The following is a 17,748-nucleotide window of genomic DNA, read 5'->3' on the forward strand; positions in this document are numbered from 1 at the left end:
GGGATTTTATTTTTCGCGGTTTTTCTTGTTTTAAAATACATTTTGCGGCATTGTCAATGCTCTCCGCAGGCCTACACTTTCGGAGAATGAATGTTTTTAAGAATCGTCCTATCCGAGTTTTCTGATTTCTGCGCGATAGTGTGTCGAAGCAGGCAGAAAGCTGCATTAAATGCTGTTTTAAGTCAGATAAGTAAGCCGAAATCTTGCTTATGTAATGACTGTGGTACTCTGGCAGGTTATCGCCGCGTCCAAACTCAAATTACCTGCCAGCACGGACGAATCAGTACCCTCGCCATCAATGGCAAAGCTTTGCAAACGCTGGGTAAATATAACAAGATCGTGAATACAGAACTCTTGCTCTCGTACCGAACGCGCGTAATTCATCGTTGATTTAAACGGATAACAAATTGGTGAGGGTCGCTATTATGCCAACGATTATTATGGACTCATGTAACTATACACGACTGGGTTTATCTGACTATATGGCAGTGAAAGGGGTTAAAAAGAAAAATATAACCTCAGTCAATGACATAGAGCAGTTACAAATTAAGTGTCAGCAACTACAACCGGGTGTAGTTTTTATTAATGAAGACTGTTTCATCCATGAATCCGATGCAAGCCAGCGAATCAGAAATGTTATTATGCAGCACCCTGATACCCTGTTCTTTATATTCATGGCCATCTCCAATATCCATTTTGAGGAATACCTCTACGTTCGTAAGAATCTGATTATTACGTCAAAATCGATAAAGCCATCAACACTGGATTCATTACTTAGCAGCTATTTTCAAAAAAATCTTAATCTGTCCCCCCGCTATGCTTCGGGCTTTGAGGTACATCCACTGACGCTGAGTCAGACAGAGTCAAACATGCTTAAGATGTGGATGTCAGGCCATGACACCATTCAGATTTCAGATAAGATGCAGATTAAAGCAAAAACAGTGTCATCGCACAAAGGTAATATCAAACGTAAAATAAAAACACACAATAAACAGGTTATTTATCATGTTGTTCGTTTAACTGATAACGTTACCAGCGGTATTTATGTGAATGTAAGATGATTTCTTTGAGAGGCGGGTACCTGCCGGCCTCTCTCCCCTTCTGCAAAAAAGGCTGATTCTGTGAGCCTGCTCCCAATTACAGTCCTAATCCTTTTCAGTACTTTGCCGATGCTTTCTAGACGACCGGAGTGTTCCTTCGTCCCTATCTGAAAGAGAGCAAAGGATATGAAACCACAACAACCATCTCACGAACAACAGACCATCAGCTTCTGGCAGCATCTGCGTCTGGTCCCGCTGTTCGCCGCCATTCTCGGCGGAATTTTGCTACTTTTTGCCTTGTGTATCGGCCTCGCCAGCTATTTTTTGATCCAGAGTAATCAGTCACTGAACGATGTAACCGAAGAGATCCAGATACGTACCGCGCTCTCCAACAGCTCTAACCACCTGCGTACGGCACGTCTGACCGTGATCCACGCGGGTGCCTCTGCACGTATTGGTGAAATGGATGAATTTAAAGCGAATCTGGCGACCACGGAAAAACGCATCAAAATGGCGCGCGACAGCTTTGCTGTTTATCTGAACCGTCCGGTCAAAACCCCGGCCGGCGAAGCGCTGGATATTGACCTGAAAAAACGCTTTGAAGCCTATATCAGCCAGGGGCTGGTGCCGATGGTTAAAAGCGCCAGCGATGGCAGCTTCGAAGGTGTGATCGCTCAGGAAACGGATTACACCCGCAAGCTGGACGACGCCTACAACGAACTGCTGTTTAAAGCCATTAAGCTGCGCACCGAGCGCGCGGAAGGCCTGAATGCCGCTGCCAGGTCTCAGACCCGCTTCGGGTTTATCATGATGGCGGGTGCATTCGCTCTTGCCCTGCTGTTAACGCTGGCCACCTTTATCTTCCTGCGCCGGGTAGTGATCACGCCGTTACGCCAGGCCGTAGAACGCATCGAGCATATTTCTCGTGGCGATCTCACCGCCCCGCTGCAGAGTTGGGGCCGCAGTGAGATCGGTAGCCTGGGAAATAATTTACAGCTGATGCAGCAGGCATTAGTGAAAACCGTGGGCACGGTGCGCGAAGGTGCGGTGGCAATTTATCAGGGATCGAGTGAGATCTCCGCCGGGAATACCGATCTGTCCTCCCGCACCGAACAGCAGGCCTCTGCGCTGGAACAGACCGCTGCCAGTATGGAAGAACTTACTGCCACGGTGAAACAGAACGCCGAAAATGCTCACCATGCCAGCCAGCTGGCCTCCGATGCCTCTGGCAAGGCCCGTCAGGGGGGCGATATCGTCACTGGCGTGGTGAACACCATGAATAACATCTCCACCAGCTCGAAGAAAATCGCTGAAATCACCACCGTGATTAACAGTATCGCCTTCCAGACCAACATCTTAGCGCTGAATGCGGCCGTTGAGGCCGCCCGTGCCGGTGAACAGGGGCGCGGTTTTGCCGTCGTCGCCAGCGAAGTGCGCAATCTGGCACAGCGCAGTGCCGGGGCCGCTAAGGAGATCGAAGGGCTGATTTCTGAATCGGTGGACTTGATCGGTAAGGGATCGGCACAGGTGGGTCAGGCGGGTAACACGATGAGTGAAATTGTGGATGCCGTGCGACGCGTCACCGATATTATGGCGGAAATTGCCGCAGCGTCGGACGAGCAGAGTAAGGGAATTCAGCAAGTGAGCATGGCGGTGACCGAAATGGATAACGTTACCCAGCAGAATGCTTCCCTGGTTGAAGAAGCCTCTTCTGCCGCCGCGTCACTGGAAGAGCAGGCTGCCCGTCTGACTCAGGCGGTCTCCGCCTTTAAACTGAGCGCTGGCTCTGTCGCACCGGTCAGGCCCCGGGACGTCAGCAGTAAACCGGCGGCTGTGGCTGCGCCCCGTCCGGCACTGGCGACCAGCAACGATCACTGGGAAACGTTCTGATAAAAGACGGAGCCTGACTGGAAAGGACGCGAACAGCGTCAGCACTGCTCATCGCAGGGAGCGACCGGAAAAGGGTCGCTCCCTGCATGTTCATGACGCGTGAGGTTCAACAAAGATCCCATCCTGGTGACCCATCTCATTGAAGAACCAAATCCCCAGCGGATACTCTTCCAGCGCCACCAGATACATGGTGCCCTCACTGAAGTCTTCCACGGCCAGCACTGTCCCTTCCCGACGTGGCCCGCCATCGGTTTTCACCGTTACCCTGTCATTGACCTGCATGGATCCTCCTGCGTAATTTTTTGCAGTAGTGTAACCGAAAACCTTATCAAGCACAGGGTCTGCGTTGAGGATCAGCGACGCGCAATCACCCATACCGCATGGACGATACCGGGAATGTATCCGCAGAGCGTCAACAGAATATTCAGCCAGAAGGCACCGCCAAATCCGACCTGCATAAACACGCCCAGTGGGGGTAACAGAATCGCAATTACAATTCGTAAAAAGTCCATAAACTCTCCATTATCTGTTTTATCTTACGGGGTTAGCCGAACCCAGAGTATAGCCAGTGAAAAGCATCTCGCTGTCACCAGCGGGTAAAAGTGAGTAAATCCCGTGCCCTGCGGGTATTTGCACTTTCTTTACGTTTTCGGGTGAGACTTCTGACAGCAGACCACTCTACAATCGCCTCACTGCACCAACCCCTAAGGGCAGGCCAAAGTAACAAGGATTTTTGCCCGCGCAGCGCGGGCTTTTTTTTGCCCGTGACTTCCAACGATCGCCGGCCTCCCGGCCGATACCGGCAAAAAAAATCCCAACCAGTCTGGCCGGGATAATGTGCTGCTCACAGGAATTGACACTCGCCAGTGACGGGATGACGCCACTGCCTGCAGATTAGCCTGCCTTCCCTCCAGGATAATTCTCATTGAATGACTTAAGTTGTACATATTCCGAACTACTGTACAGGTGAGTTTTCTCTAACCCCCTGGCCTTACTCTTTTTTCCCCCCGAGAGGTCGTTTCATTTTCACCGTCGGATACAGTTTTTTTTAAGATAACTCCTGGAATAAGCGTGGAAGGTGCCCGGGCGTATTCCCTGTCCTGCCGTCTGTGGTGGCTCGACTATACTCAGTGAGCATACAGACGGGGCTGTTTCAGCCTGCGGCGCAGTGATATCACTCTGAGGGATTGCTTATGCTCACATTGCAGGACCCACTGATGATCGTTACCGATCTCGACGGCTCACTGCTGGACCATCACACCTACCGCTGGGAAGCGGCAGAACCCTGGCTGACGCGCCTGCAGGAACATCAGATCCCGCTGGTGATCTGTTCCAGTAAAACGGCGGCAGAGATTATTCCCCTGCAGCAGTCGATGGGGCTGAACGGTGCGCCCTTTATCGCCGAGAATGGTGCCCGCGTGGTGCTGAACAGCACCGATCCGCTGCCCCCCTACCCGGAGAATGTGCGTTATGACTATCCCGGACTGTGCGGGCTGTTGCAGGAGCTGAAGCAGCAATACGGATTCAAATTCACCGGATTTGGCGAGGTCACGGAAAAGGAGGTGGCTGACTGGACCGGACTGACGCCGCATGAGGCCACGCTGGCACGTCAGCGCCAGGCATCTGAAAGTCTTATCTGGCGCGACAGCGAAGCGCAGTTTGCGCTGTTCTGCAGGCGGCTGGAAGAAAAGAGTCTGACAGTGGTGCAGGGAGGCCGGTTCTGGCACGTGATGCCTGAAGGAAGCAGTAAGGGCGCAGCGCTGCGCTGGCTGCTCCGACATACCCGCCAGGCTGGCACGGAGCGCATCACCATCGGGCTGGGCGATGGCCCGAATGATGCCCCAATGCTCGACTGCGTGGACTATGCCGTGGTGATCAAAGGCTACAGTAAAAATCCCGTCATCCTGCAGCGGCAGGATAAACACCATATCTACCATACTGCCCACTTTGGCCCTGCGGGCTGGAGCGAAGGCCTGACGCATTTTATCACCCGCTGAGCCGGGATGATCTTTAAAGGGGTAAGCGATGAGCGATTTTTATCAGAATGGCGTCATAACCAATTTCCATAATCTGACCGGTCGTTCCGTCGCAGAGCTGGAAAAAGACCTGGTGCGCTTTTCACGCAAGCGCAAAATGGGCCTGATCCTGCCGTCGCTCTATTCAGAGCTTGAAGGACCTGCCCTCAGCCATATTGTCGACGAACTGGCTAAAGTGCCCTACCTGGCCGAAATTGTCATTGGCCTTGACCGGGCAGACCGGGATCAGTTTCTTCATGCCCGCGAGTTTTTTTCACGTCTGCCGCAGCGGCATCGTATTCTTTGGAATGACGGCCCGCGCCTGAAAGCGCTGGATGCCGAACTGGATAAAGAGGGGCTTTCCCCTTCACAGCCAGGTAAAGGCCGTAACGTCTGGTTCTGTACCGGGTACACCCTGGCGTCGGATAAATCGAGCTGCGTGGCGCTGCACGACTGCGATATTGTCACTTATGAACGGGGGATGCTGGCCCGCCTGCTCTACCCGCTGGCCAATCCCAGCTTTCAGTACGAATTCTGTAAAGGCTTCTACGCCCGCGTCGCCGACAATAAGCTCAACGGTCGCGTCGGCCGTCTGCTGGTCGGGCCGCTGCTGCGCTCCCTGCAAAAAGTCTACGGTCACTCGGAGTACCTGGATTATTTAACCAGTTTCCGCTATCCCCTTTCCGGGGAGTTCGCCATGCGCACCCACGTGCTGAACGGCATTAAACTTCCGGGAGACTGGGGGCTGGAAATTGGTGTGCTGTCGGAGATATATCGCAACTACACCACCCGTCAGAGCTGTCAGGTAGAAATTGCTGATAATTACGACCATAAGCACCAGCCTCTGGCAGAAGAGGACGGCACCGGTGGGCTGAAGCGCATGAGCAACGATATTGTGCAGTCGTTATTGCGTAAGATGGCCACCATGGGGGTGAGCATCACCAGTGACTCTTTCCGCGTATTAAAAGCAACCTACTACCGTAATGCGCTGGATATGATGGAAATTTACAACCATGAAGCGACAATGAACGGGCTGAAGTTCGACCAGCATGCTGAGGAAGCCGCCGTCGAGATGTTTACCCAGGCGATCCTTGATGCCGGACAGGCATTTATTGAGCGTCCGAATGAAAAACCGTTTATCCCCAGCTGGAGCCGCGTACAGTCGGCATTCCCTGATATTATGCAGCGTATTTACCAGGCCGTGGAAGATGACAACAGCGGCGACGTTTAAGCCCCGCTACTGACGCAGTTGCGGCCGGCGGCTTTTGCCAGGTAGAGCCGGCCGTCCGCCACGGACTGCAGGTTTTCAATCTTATAATCCTGCTGTTCCTCACTGCTGCTCACGCCAAGAGAGGCCGTAACCTTAAGCGTATGCGTGGCGTCGATCAGCACCACCTTCGTCGCCAGCTTACAGCGAATACGCTCCGCAATTTCCACCGCCTCCGCCAGTCCGGTGTCCGGTAATATGATGCAAAATTCTTCTCCCCCCACGCGCCCCAGCACGTCTGCCTTGCGCACCGCCTGTGCGATAATGGCGGCTGAATGAGTCAGTACCACATCGCCGGCATGATGCCCGAGGGTATCATTGACGGCTTTAAAGTGGTCAAGATCCAGCTGGATAAGGGAAAGCGGCTGCTGCTGGCGTTCGCTAAACGCCGCCAGCTTTTCGGCCTGATCAAAGAAGGCGCTGCGGTTCAGCAGACGGGTCAGACCATCGAAGTTTGCCCGCCAGCTCAGAGTCTCCTGCAGCGTCAGCAGCCTGCCTGTCATGCGGATGATGGCCTGATGGGACGCGATCAGCACCAGGCTGAACAGCCCCCACATCAGTATCAGCACCAGTGTTACGCGGCCTATCTCGCTGGACATCCCCTCACGCAGCGGCTGTACGCTAATCAGCAGCCCATCGAAATTTTGCAGGCGTACCCAGGTGATAAAATTCAGCCCCAGCGATAACTGTCCGCTTTGTGCCCGGGTGACCTGACTGAATATTTTTGCCACCTGGTCCGCATCAAGATTATGCTCATTCAGGTGTTTCCCGTCTGATATTGCCACCGGATGCTGATGATTATCAAACAGCATCACGCTGGCATCCTGCCATTCCGGCAGCGCGTGTTGCAGGTGCTCGTGGATCACGTTCGTCGAAAAATCCATTGCCAGCACGCCGTACCAGTAACCACCGGAATCAACCGGCAGCGTTACCGTGACCACATCACCTTCATTTTCAATGGATCGGTAAGTTTCAGACCAGCGTAGTTTGCGCCCGGGGTTTTGCTGCGGACCGGCATTAATGAAATAGGGGCGGTCGATCACGGTATTATAGCTGGCCACCGTGTCTTCATTATCATCCTGTACCGAACTGAGATAAAACCCGGCGCGGGAGATATACCAGAGGCGATAGTGAAAATCCTGGCGGGGATCGGCGAACTGTAGAATGTAGCTCATTTCTACTGCGGCTTTCAGTTCATCTTCCAGCCGCTGTGGGTCGTGCCGGCTTAATAAAGGGAGACGGTCTACCGCCCTGTCTGAAATACCGTACAGAGGAATGCTCCGCTGGGTATTAATAGAAACTTTCCACAGCGAGTCGCTGCGATGGTCATTAAAAATTCTCAAGGCATCATGCGATTTATCCGTTTCGAGTGGATAACCCAGCGCATATTGCAACATTTTCTGGAAAAAAAGCATCTGATCAATGCTTTGCTGCCACTGCCGCTCAAGGCTGCCTGCGGCCTGAACCAGCCAGGCACGCTGCGTCGTCTCATAGGACGATTTGAGGATCATCGCTTCACGCACGGTGAGAATACTGGAGAAGACAAAGACAATGGCAAAACAGAAATGAACAATCATTTTGGGTCGGAAAAAACGCGAATCTTTGTCAGGTATCACTTATGTCTTCTCCGCTGCTGCGTTTTATTCATTGATAGTTTAGACCGCAGCCTGCTGTACGGCCAGCACCCTGCGATATGGCACAGCGTGATGGTCATATAATTGATCCACTACAACTCGCTCCACTTTCAACCGGGTGAAAATAGCGCTATTACTATTAACAAGGTTTGCCTGACATTCTGCTGGTTCAGGAGGTAGTCATGTTCCGATTTCCTAAAGGCAGTATTGTGCGCCATAAAACTGGCCAGATTAAAGGTGTGGTTCTGAATGTTTTCGAACAGGGCGCACAATACGCAGGATATTACATTAAATGGGATGACGGCAACCACAGCTATCACGCTGAAAAAGAACTGGTCTGGGCAAATATTGACCGTCCGAGCCGGTATCCGGGTCAGCCATCAGCAAAATAGTGCGTTGCGTCCAACAAGCGGTAAAATCAGGGTATACTCTCTTTAGCTGAATCGGGACCACCCGGCACGCCAGGGCTTCCGATCTCCCTTATTAAAGAGACCGTCTAACTCATTATGCCTGAACTCTACCGTTATGACCTGCCGACCAGAGCAGGTGACCAGCGCCAGCTCGGCCAGCTTACCGGCGCGGCCTGCGCCGTTGAATGCGCCGAAATTGTTGAACGTCATCATGGACTGGTCATACTGATTGCGCAGGATATGCAGAATGCCCTGCGCCTGCAGGATGAAATCAAACAGTTCACCTCGCATCCCGTAATGGCGCTGGCCGACTGGGAAACGCTGCCTTTCGACAGCTTCTCTCCACATCAGGAAATCATCTCCTCCCGACTGTCCACCCTTTATCAGTTGCCGACGCTGGAGCGCGGGCTGCTGATCATGCCCGTCAATACGCTGATGCAGCGTGTCTGCCCGCATACCTTCCTCAACGGCCACGCGCTGGTGATGAAAAAAGGGCAGAAGCTGTCGCGCGATAAACTCCGTGCCCAGCTTGAACAGGCAGGCTACCGCAGCGTGGATCAGGTGATGGCCCACGGTGAATTTGCTACACGCGGGGCACTGCTGGACCTCTATCCAATGGGCAGTGAGCGTCCTTACCGTATCGACTTCTTCGATGATGAGATCGACAGCCTTCGTCTGTTCGACGTCGACAGCCAGCGCACCCAGGAAGAAGTGGCCGCCATCAATCTGCTGCCTGCCCATGAATTCCCGACGGATAAAAATGCCATCGAACTGTTCCGCACCCAGTGGCGTGAGCACTTTGACGTACGCCGTGAACCGGAACACATTTATCAGCAGGTCAGTAAAGGCACGCTGCCCGCCGGGATTGAGTACTGGCAGCCCCTGTTTTTCGAACAACCCCTTCCTGCCCTGTTCAGCTACCTGCCCGCCGGTACGCTGATGGTGATTTCAGGCGATCTGGAAAGCAGCGCCGAACGTTTCTGGCAGGATGTGAATGCGCGTTACGAAAACCGCCGCGTTGACCCGATGCGTCCGCTGCTACCGCCGCCTACCCTGTGGCTGCGCAAAGAAGAGCTGTTCAGCGAACTGAAGCAGTGGCCACGCATTCAGCTGCGAACCGATCTGCTGCCTGAAAAAGCCGCCAATACCAACCTGCATTACGAAACGCTGCCGGACCTGGCGGTACAGGCGCAGGCCAAAGCGCCGCTGGATGCGCTTCGTCGCTTCCTGGAGTCTTTCGACGGCCCGGTCGTCTTCTCCGTGGAAAGTGAAGGGCGTCGCGAAACCCTGCAGGAATTACTCGCCAGGATCAAACTGAAGCCCGCAGCCATTGACTCCCTGCCGCAGGCTGACCGTCCCGGCCACTACCTGCTGATCGGCGCCAGCGAGCACGGGTTTATCGACGGCCTGCGCCATCGTGCCCTGATCTGTGAAAGTGATTTGCTGGGCGAACGCGTCAGCCGCCGCCGCCAGGACAGCCGCCGCACCATCAACCCTGACGTGCTGATCCGTAACCTCGCGGAGCTGCGTCCCGGCCAGCCGGTGGTCCATCTCGAGCACGGTGTGGGCCGCTATATCGGCCTGAGCACGCTGGAAACCGGCGGTATCCAGGCGGAATACCTGATGCTGGCCTATGCCGGAGATGCCAAACTCTATGTCCCGGTGTCCTCCCTGCATCTGATCAGCCGCTATGCCGGTGGCGCAGAAGAGAACGCCCCCCAGCATAAGCTGGGCAGCGATGCCTGGTCCCGTGCCCGGCAAAAAGCGGCTGAAAAAGTGCGCGATGTCGCCGCAGAACTGCTGGATATTTACGCCCAGCGTGCGGCGAAAACCGGCTTCGCCTTTAAACACGATAAGCAGCAGTATCAGCTGTTTTGTGAAAGCTTCCCGTTTGAAACGACACCCGACCAGGCCCAGGCAATCAATGCGGTACTCAGTGATATGTGCCAGCCGCTGGCCATGGATCGCCTCGTCTGTGGCGATGTCGGATTCGGTAAAACCGAAGTGGCCATGCGTGCCGCCTTCCTGGCGGTAGAAAACCACAAGCAGGTGGCCGTGCTGGTCCCGACCACCCTGCTTGCCCAGCAGCATTATGATAACTTCCGCGACCGCTTCGCCAACTGGCCGGTGCGTATTGAGATGCTGTCGCGCTTCCGTACCGCCAAAGAGCAGGCGCAGGTGATGGCGGAAGCCCAGGAAGGCAAAGTTGATATTCTTATCGGTACCCATAAGCTGTTACAGAATGAGATCAAATGGCGCGATCTGGGGCTGCTGATTGTGGATGAAGAGCACCGCTTTGGCGTGCGTCATAAAGAGCGCATCAAAGCCATGCGCGCTGATGTGGATATCCTGACCCTGACGGCCACCCCAATCCCGCGAACCCTGAATATGGCGATGAGCGGAATGCGCGATCTGTCGATTATTGCCACCCCGCCCGCCCGCAGACTGGCGGTTAAAACCTTCGTGCGTGAATACGACGATATGGTGGTGCGTGAGGCGATCCTGCGTGAAGTACTGCGCGGCGGCCAGGTGTACTACCTGTATAACGACGTGGAGAATATTGAAAAGGCCGCCAAACGCCTGTCAGACCTGGTCCCGGAGGCACGTGTCGCCGTCGGTCACGGTCAGATGCGTGAGCGTGAGCTGGAGCGGGTGATGAATGACTTTCATCACCAGCGTTTCAACGTGCTGGTCTGTACCACCATTATTGAAACCGGCATCGATATTCCCACCGCCAATACCATTGTGATTGAACGCGCCGACCACTTCGGCCTGGCGCAGCTGCACCAGCTGCGTGGCCGCGTTGGCCGTTCGCACCACCAGGCGTATGCGTGGCTTCTGACGCCACATCCTAAAGCCATGACCACAGACGCCCATAAGCGTCTGGAAGCGCTGGCGTCGCTGGAGGATCTGGGGGCCGGGTTTGCCCTGGCTACTCATGACCTGGAAATCCGCGGTGCCGGCGAGCTGCTGGGTGAGGGCCAGAGCGGCCAGATGGAAACCATCGGTTTCTCTCTCTATATGGAGCTGCTGGAAAACGCAGTAGATGCTCTGAAAGAGGGGCGTGAGCCGTCGCTGGAAGATCTGACCAACAGCCAGACCGAGATTGAGCTGCGCATGCCGGCGCTGCTGCCCGAAGACTTTATCCCGGACGTGAACACCCGCCTGTCGTTCTATAAGCGCATTGCCAGCGCCGGGCAGGCCGCTGAGCTGGACGACCTGAAAGTTGAACTGATAGACCGCTTCGGCCTGCTGCCGGATGCCGCGCGTAATCTGCTGGATATTGCCTCCCTGCGTCTGGTGGCGAAAACCCTGGGGATCCGCAAGGTCGAGGCCAGCGAGAAAGGCGGATTTATCGAGTTTGCCGAGAAGAATAAGGTCGATCCGGTGTGGCTGATTGGGCTGTTAAAGAAGGAACCGCAGCACTGGCGTCTGGATGGCCCCACCCGGCTGAAGTTTATGCGGGACCTGGGTGAGCGTAAGGTGCGGATGAGCTGGGTGCAGACGCTGCTCGGGCAGATGATGGAGCATACCACGGCGTAGCCCCTGCTCCCGATGAGGGCGACCTCCCTCATCGGGATATGTCTTGTCTGCGGGCCATAAAAAAAGGGACCAGCCGGTCCCTTTTTCACATTCATTATGCCGCGTTATCAGGCTTTATCATTCAGCACCAGCTGGCCGTTATTATCCAGCGGAATACGTGTGCCGGGGTCATTCTCCATTCGGATTTTTCCCTGCTGGTCGCCAATCTTGTAGGTGACGTCATAGCCCAGCATTTTTTCCTGTTTGTCATAGACAGTTTTACAACGCTGCTCGGTCGTGGTGTAGGTGTCACGATCCTGCATGGCGCCCTGCACCTGGTTACCGCCGTAGCCACCGGCCAGCGCACCCGCTACCGTTGCGACGTCGCGGCCGCGACCGCCGCCAAACTGGTGTCCCAGCACCCCACCGGCTACCGCGCCCAGCACGGAACCCGCAATACGGTTTTCGTCCTGTACGGCACGACGATGAGTCAGCGTCACGTTTCGGCACTCCTGACGCGGGTTCTTCAGGGTTTCTTTAATCGGGGTGGCTGAAAGCACCTGCGCATACTGCGGGCTGCGATCGAACACATTCATACTGGCGACCGTTGCCACGCCTAATGCCGCAGCAACACCAATTCCAATACCCGCTAACATTGATTTATTCACAGGAAAACCTCCTGACATTGTTACCGCGCATTCTTGCCTGTTGCGACATCCTGTCGCAGATATGGCATTCCCGGCGTGCGCGACGCACCGTGGTAATTAAGCGTAATTCTGCGGTGAGCCGGAGATTGTGACAATAAGAATACTGGACGAAAATTAGATCCAGCATGATAAGAGAAAGCTTTTAAGAGTCTTCTTAACGAGGGAGTTTTACTGTCGGGTCAGAAGCGCAGCTTATCACCGCCCGATAAAGACCGGGGAGGATAAGCCGCGTGTACCTGCACGGATCCGGGGGCAGCCCCCTGTCAGTGTAGTTTCAGACGAGGTCGGATGACGCGGTTGATACTGCCCACCAGCATCATCAGCCCGGTCTTGAAGTAGCCGTGCAGCGCCACCTGATGCATACGATACAGCGAAATATAGACGACGCGCGCGATGCGCCCTTCTACCATCATTGAGCCCCGCATCAGGTTGCCCATCAGGCTACCAACGGTACTGAAACGAGACAGCGACACCAGAGACCCGTGATCTTTATAAACGTAAGGTTTCTGCGGTTGCCCTTTCATCTCAGCCAGAATATTGGCCAGCACGCGGGAGGCCATCTGATGCGCAGACTGGGCTCGCGGCGGCACGAAACCACCCGACGGCAGCGCACAGGAGGCGCAGTCACCGATGGCGTAAATATTCGGGTCTCGGGTGGTCTGCAGCGTCGGCTCCACCACCAGCTGGTTAATACGGTTGGTTTCCAGACCGCCCAGATCTTTCATAAAGTCAGGGGCTTTTATCCCCGCCGCCCAGACCATCAGATCAGCATCAATAAACTCACCCGATTTGGTGTTCAGGCCATTTTTATCCGCGCTGGTGACCATTGTCTGGGTCAGGACGCGTACGCCAAGCTTGGTCAGCTCACTGTGGGCCGCGCTGGAGATACGCGGCGGCAGGACCGGGAGAATGCGCTCTCCGGCTTCCACCAGCGTGACGTTCAGCGCCTGGCTGTCGAGCCCTTTATAACCATAGCTGTGCAGCTGCTTCACCGCGTTATGCAGCTCGGCGGACAGCTCCACGCCGGTAGCTCCCCCGCCGACAATGGCAATATTGACCTTAGCCTGCGGTTCCTCGCTGGCAGAAAACTTCAGGAACAGGTTCAGCATCTCGTTATGGAAGCGGCGTGCCTGATGCGGGTTATCCAGGAAGATGCAGTTCTCTTTCACCCCGGGGGTACCGAAGTCGTTAGAAGTGCTCCCCAGCGCCATGACCAGCGTGTCATAGGCCAGTTCACGCTGTGGCACCAGCAATTCACCCTGCGCATCGCGAATTTCGGCCAGTTGCAGACGGTTATTTTCGCGGTCGAGATCGGTCAGCGTCCCCAGCTGGAAGCTGAAGCCATGCTTGTGTGCATGGGCCAGGTAACTCAGGCCATCGATGCCTTCATCGAGTGAGCCGGTGGCCACTTCATGTAACAACGGTTTCCACAGGTGGCTGTGATTACGATCCACCAGAGTGATGTGGGCTTTTTTCTTACGGCCAAGTTTATGTCCCAGCTGGGTAGCCAGTTCAAGCCCCCCGGCCCCCCCGCCAATGATAACAATTTTTTTCATAGGTGTTGTCAAACGACCCTCTCTAAAAGTGAACCAATCGTTAATTAAAAGTTAAATAAATAACCTTAATTAACATAGGGTTGGCGATATTAATTCGCGAGCTGGGGTCAGAATAGCACGAGGGAATTCATCTGTTATAAGAAAATTGATCTTGGTCAATTTTATTGGCAAAACTAAGAATATTACGAATAAAGACCTTGCCACCCGCCCGCCTTTTAGCGGGCGTGATGCAGCTTAATTACAGAGGAAGAGACTGTTTAACCTAACGATTTAAAAGCTTTAATACGGGGAAGGTGGTGAGAGATGTTGCTGAACTTATGCCCTTCCACTTCATCCCAGACCAGTTCATAAAAGGGCTGTAACCCGGCGGCACTGCGCTGATTATCCAGGACGTCATCATGGCGGGAGAGAAAAGTCAGGCAGCGGTCACGATTTTTCTCGCGAAAGTTACCCACGCATTTGGTGGCGATATCGGCATACTCTTCCGGGCGATCGATCCTGCCCTGCATCACTTCCTGCGGCCACAGGTTGGGATTAAACATCACCTGCCGGACATCACAGAGAAAGCCGATTCGTTCAGCCCAGTAGCCCCCGAGACCCACGCCGCAGATCAGCGGCCGCTCGTCATCGCTCTGCTGTAACATCTTGTAAGCTTCCTTCAGCAGGTGCTGCATATCGTGCTTCGGATGCCGGGTGCTGTAACTCAGCAACCGGACATCCGGATCGATAAACTGCAGCTGCAGGACTTTCTCATGGTTGCCCGGGCTGTTTGAATCAAAACCGTGCAGATAAATAATCATGCTCATCCTCACCGTTGTTGCGCCGCGGGCCGCCTTCGATCAGAGGCCCGACGCCGCTTTGTGGTCCAGCCAGCGTTCCTGCAGCTGGCTCAGTGTGGCACTGGTCTCTTTCCAGCGCGACGAGTCCCGCAGTTGCTGACGGGTAAACGAACCCTGATGGTAAAGCTGCGTCACTCTTTCAGCATTGATCGGCGACAGGTTATCCAGCACGCTCACCGCCCCCTGACGATTATTACAGACCAGGATCATGTCACAGCCGGCATCCAGCGCAGCCTGACCGCGCTCAGCATAGCTGCCCATGATCGCTGCCCCCTCCATCGACAAATCGTCAGAGAAAATGACGCCGTCAAACCCCAGCTCCTGACGCAGCACCGTTTTCAGCCAGTGTGATGAACCGCTGGCCGGACGCGGATCCACCTCAGTATAGATAACATGGGCAGGCATAATGGCATCCAGTGCCTGTTCGGCAATCAGCTGCTGAAAGATCGGCATATCATGCCGGCGGATCTCCGCTTCGCTGCGCGTATCGCGGGGCGTTTCCTTATGAGAATCGGCACTGACTGCACCATGCCCGGGGAAGTGCTTCCCGGTGGTTTTCATCCCCGCCTCGTGCATACCGCGAATAAAGCTGCGTGCCATTTGCACAGCAATAGCCGGATCTTCATGGAACGAACGTTCACCAATGGCCGCGCTGCCGTGCCCAATGTCCAGCACCGGGGCGAAGCTGATATCGATATCCATCGCAATCATCTCAGACGCCATCAGCCAGCCTGCCTGCTGCGCCAGAGATTCAGCCTCTGCGCCCTGATGCAGCGCCGCAAACGCCTGCATGGCGGGCAGACGGGTAAAGCCGTCGCGGAAGCGCTGTACGCGCCCCCCTTCCTGATCCACGGCCACCACCAGACGGTGGCGTGACGCCGCACGGATTTGCCGTACCAGCTCCCGCAGCTGCGCCGGATCGTGGTAGTTACGGCTGAACAGGATCAGCCCGCCCACCAGCGGATGTTGTAAAATTTCACGCTCTTCCGCATCCAGCTCGTAGCCCTGCACGTCTAACATTACCGGTCCCACACTTCACCTCTTACCTGATGATATGCGCTGCCAGCCTGCGGCTGCCAGCGTCTGAAAATGTTGTTCACCACTCTGCTGCCAGCGCAGTTCGTACCAGCTGGTCGCCAGCAGTGCCAGCCACGGCTGCCAGCGGTTAACCTGACGCCGTAGCGTATCCTCATCCCAGTGCTGGCGGCTGGCGTAACGGGCGATCAGGCGCTGCTGTTGTAACGCATTCAATCCGTTACCCATCGCGATCGCCGCCAGCTCCAGCGCGGTATCCCCGTCCCCGGCATACTCCCAGTCAATCAGCCGCAGCCGATCGCCTTCGGCAATCAGGTTACCGCTGTGAATATCCATATGCAGCACGCCGGTGCGCAACGCCTTCGGTTCGCCCTCGCGCTGACAGCGTTTCAGCGCCCGCAGCCAGTGGATCTGCCGCCGGGCGGGGACGCTGCGCTGCCAGTAGTCCTCAAGCAGCGGTAGCAGCCGCAGCGGATAGCCCGTCAATGGCTGACAATGAAGACGCGCCACCTCATCCACCACGCGATCCTGCCAGCGGTCCCACTCACCGGCGGACAGCACCTTTCCGGGCTGCCAGGCCAGCAGCAGCCAGTGCCTGTTGCATCCGTAAACGCGTGGCACCAGCCCACCGGGGGCCAGCCGTCGCAGCAGACGATACTCACGCTGGCGGTTAACGCCAGGCATCGTGAGCGCCCCTGCCGCCTGTCGTGCCAGCAGCTGCACCTCCCCCAGCGAGACCCGGACGCTGTAGCCGCTCAAGCCGGCCAGAGGAGAAAAAGAAGCGGCGGCTTGCGCCGCCGGAAAATGTTGCGTGATCAGCCGTTCAAGGGCCCGATCAGTGCAGGACTGCACCGCTGCCCGACCAGATAATTTCACCGGTCTGCACCAGCATCAGCTGCATTTGCAGCGTCGGTGATTTCACATCCCCTTTCGCATTGCTGTAAAGCACATACTGAGCGCCGACGTAGCGGGCCAGACCGATAGCTTTACTGCGCGAAACCAGGCTGTCTTCCGCCGACAGGCCCAGGGTTTGCTTTGCTACCGCCATCTGCTGCGGCGTCACCAGGGTAAACTGACTGTTTCCCTGCAGTGCGCCCTGCAGCGCGGCCGTGGCCTTCGCACTTTGCAGGCTGCCGTTGGTGCTGTTTTTTACGTTGTCCACCAGCAGCACGCTACCCGGCGTAATACCTTCAGCTTTCAGCATCTGCGCCACCAGCGGTGACACGCTGGCAGGCCAGTTCAGCGTCTGCATTTTTGGCGGCTGCGGCACCGTCTGCCCTGGTTCAGGCTGAGGCTGCTCCGGCACGGTGATCGGCGGCTGAACCGGCTCAACTGGCGCGGGCTGCTGCGGCTCCGGCTGCCGGGTCAGACAGCCGGTAAGAAACAGCGCCAGCATCAGCACGCCTGAAAGTTTAATCATATTGCTGTTCACGCGATAACTCCTTACAGATACAGATAGAGACGAACTTTGCTTGCCGTCAGATTACCGGTTTGTGATGAAATTTCGGCTTTACCGTGGGCAGGTACCGTCAGGGTTCGCGGTCGTTCAAACGGTATAATCTCCAGACCCTTTTCATCATACCAGTAGAAACGGTAGGAGACCTGGACCGGTTTTTCCTGCTGATTAAATAACACCGCTGACGCGCGCTGCTGCCCTTCTGTTTCCCGAATGGTCGGTTCATCGGTGGTGATCCCGGCGGACAGGACCGAAGACTCCATGATCAGTGACTGCGACGTATTGATCGTCGTCCGATCGCTGCTGCAGCCCGCTAAGGCTGTCAGCAACGTTAAAGCCGTTAAGCTTGCCCGCATAGCGTCATTTCTCTGTCATTG

Annotated in this window: 16 protein-coding genes; 6 read left to right on the plus strand and 10 right to left on the minus strand. The window is 55.5% G+C overall.

The features are described from left to right. Positions 1-425 precede the first annotated feature (425 nt). Both rcsA and IFU29_RS06115 read left to right on the plus strand, forming a co-directional pair. Positions 426-1,061, plus strand: coding sequence for a transcriptional regulator RcsA (rcsA, locus tag IFU29_RS06110; RefSeq protein ID WP_191933156.1), 636 nt, complete (start codon positions 426-428; stop codon positions 1,059-1,061). Positions 1,062-1,226: 165 nt separating this feature from the next. Further along, on the plus strand, positions 1,227-2,930 hold the full coding sequence (locus IFU29_RS06115; RefSeq protein WP_191933157.1) for a methyl-accepting chemotaxis protein: 1,704 nt from the start codon (positions 1,227-1,229) through the stop codon (positions 2,928-2,930). Between the two features lie 90 nt (positions 2,931-3,020). Here IFU29_RS06115 and dsrB read toward each other — a convergent pair whose 3' ends face one another. Together dsrB and IFU29_RS06125 are read right to left on the minus strand one after the other, a co-directional pair. Beyond that, positions 3,021-3,212 carry a protein DsrB gene (gene dsrB / locus IFU29_RS06120; RefSeq protein ID WP_191933158.1) on the minus strand — a complete coding sequence of 64 codons (192 nt, stop codon included), beginning with the start codon at positions 3,210-3,212 and terminating at the stop codon, positions 3,021-3,023. A gap of 71 nt (positions 3,213-3,283) precedes the next feature. Continuing rightward, positions 3,284-3,442, minus strand: coding sequence for a YqaE/Pmp3 family membrane protein (locus IFU29_RS06125; protein ID WP_017800079.1), 159 nt, complete (start codon positions 3,440-3,442; stop codon positions 3,284-3,286). 681 nt (positions 3,443-4,123) lie between these two features. On the opposite strand from IFU29_RS06125, the gene IFU29_RS06130 reads away from it, so the two are divergent. Further along, a complete protein-coding gene (locus IFU29_RS06130; protein ID WP_191933159.1) occupies positions 4,124-4,927 on the plus strand; it encodes a mannosyl-3-phosphoglycerate phosphatase-related protein in 804 nt (267 codons plus the stop codon). Positions 4,928-4,955: 28 nt separating this feature from the next. Further along, positions 4,956-6,176 (plus strand): glycosyl transferase, encoded by a 1,221-nt coding sequence (locus IFU29_RS06135; protein WP_191933160.1) that lies wholly within the window; start codon positions 4,956-4,958, stop codon positions 6,174-6,176. Here the strand turns inward: IFU29_RS06135 and dgcQ are convergent. Next, positions 6,173-7,828 (minus strand): cellulose biosynthesis regulator diguanylate cyclase DgcQ, encoded by a 1,656-nt coding sequence (gene dgcQ, locus IFU29_RS06140; RefSeq protein WP_342214451.1) that lies wholly within the window; start codon positions 7,826-7,828, stop codon positions 6,173-6,175. The genes IFU29_RS06135 and dgcQ overlap by 4 nt on opposite strands. Before the next feature lie 200 nt (positions 7,829-8,028). On the opposite strand from dgcQ, the gene IFU29_RS06145 reads away from it, so the two are divergent. Further along, positions 8,029-8,238, plus strand: a complete 210-nt coding sequence (locus tag IFU29_RS06145; protein ID WP_191933162.1) for a hypothetical protein — start codon at positions 8,029-8,031, stop codon at positions 8,236-8,238. Between the two features lie 114 nt (positions 8,239-8,352). Further along, complete coding sequence (mfd, locus tag IFU29_RS06150; protein ID WP_191933163.1) at positions 8,353-11,799, plus strand: transcription-repair coupling factor; 3,447 nt, start codon at positions 8,353-8,355, stop codon at positions 11,797-11,799. A 107-nt stretch (positions 11,800-11,906) separates the two neighbouring features. Here mfd and IFU29_RS06155 read toward each other — a convergent pair whose 3' ends face one another. The 7 genes from IFU29_RS06155 to IFU29_RS06185 form a co-directional block, all read right to left on the minus strand. Further along, complete coding sequence (locus tag IFU29_RS06155) at positions 11,907-12,446, minus strand: glycine zipper 2TM domain-containing protein (RefSeq protein ID WP_062743712.1); 540 nt, start codon at positions 12,444-12,446, stop codon at positions 11,907-11,909. A 302-nt stretch (positions 12,447-12,748) separates the two neighbouring features. Next, the gene (locus tag IFU29_RS06160) at positions 12,749-14,053 is read right to left on the minus strand and encodes an NAD(P)/FAD-dependent oxidoreductase (RefSeq protein WP_191933164.1); all 1,305 of its coding nucleotides are present in this window, start codon (positions 14,051-14,053) and stop codon (positions 12,749-12,751) included. 245 nt (positions 14,054-14,298) lie between these two features. Further along, positions 14,299-14,841 (minus strand): alpha/beta hydrolase YcfP, encoded by a 543-nt coding sequence (gene ycfP, locus IFU29_RS06165; RefSeq protein ID WP_191933640.1) that lies wholly within the window; start codon positions 14,839-14,841, stop codon positions 14,299-14,301. A 39-nt stretch (positions 14,842-14,880) separates the two neighbouring features. Beyond that, positions 14,881-15,912 carry a beta-N-acetylhexosaminidase gene (nagZ, locus tag IFU29_RS06170; protein WP_191933165.1) on the minus strand — a complete coding sequence of 344 codons (1,032 nt, stop codon included), beginning with the start codon at positions 15,910-15,912 and terminating at the stop codon, positions 14,881-14,883. Positions 15,913-15,915: 3 nt separating this feature from the next. Continuing rightward, the gene (gene thiK, locus IFU29_RS06175; protein WP_191933641.1) at positions 15,916-16,767 is read right to left on the minus strand and encodes a thiamine kinase; all 852 of its coding nucleotides are present in this window, start codon (positions 16,765-16,767) and stop codon (positions 15,916-15,918) included. Next, positions 16,751-17,335 (minus strand): penicillin-binding protein activator LpoB, encoded by a 585-nt coding sequence (lpoB, locus tag IFU29_RS06180; RefSeq protein WP_191933642.1) that lies wholly within the window; start codon positions 17,333-17,335, stop codon positions 16,751-16,753. Before lpoB ends, thiK begins: the two co-directional genes overlap by 17 nt. Before the next feature lie 23 nt (positions 17,336-17,358). Beyond that, entirely contained in the window at positions 17,359-17,727 is a 369-nt protein-coding gene (locus IFU29_RS06185) for a YcfL family protein (RefSeq protein WP_191933166.1), read from the minus strand. Positions 17,728-17,748: the final 21 nt, after the last annotated feature.

The sequence above is a fragment of the Erwinia persicina genome, assembly GCF_014838825.1.
Lineage (GTDB): Bacteria > Pseudomonadota > Gammaproteobacteria > Enterobacterales > Enterobacteriaceae > Erwinia > Erwinia persicina_A.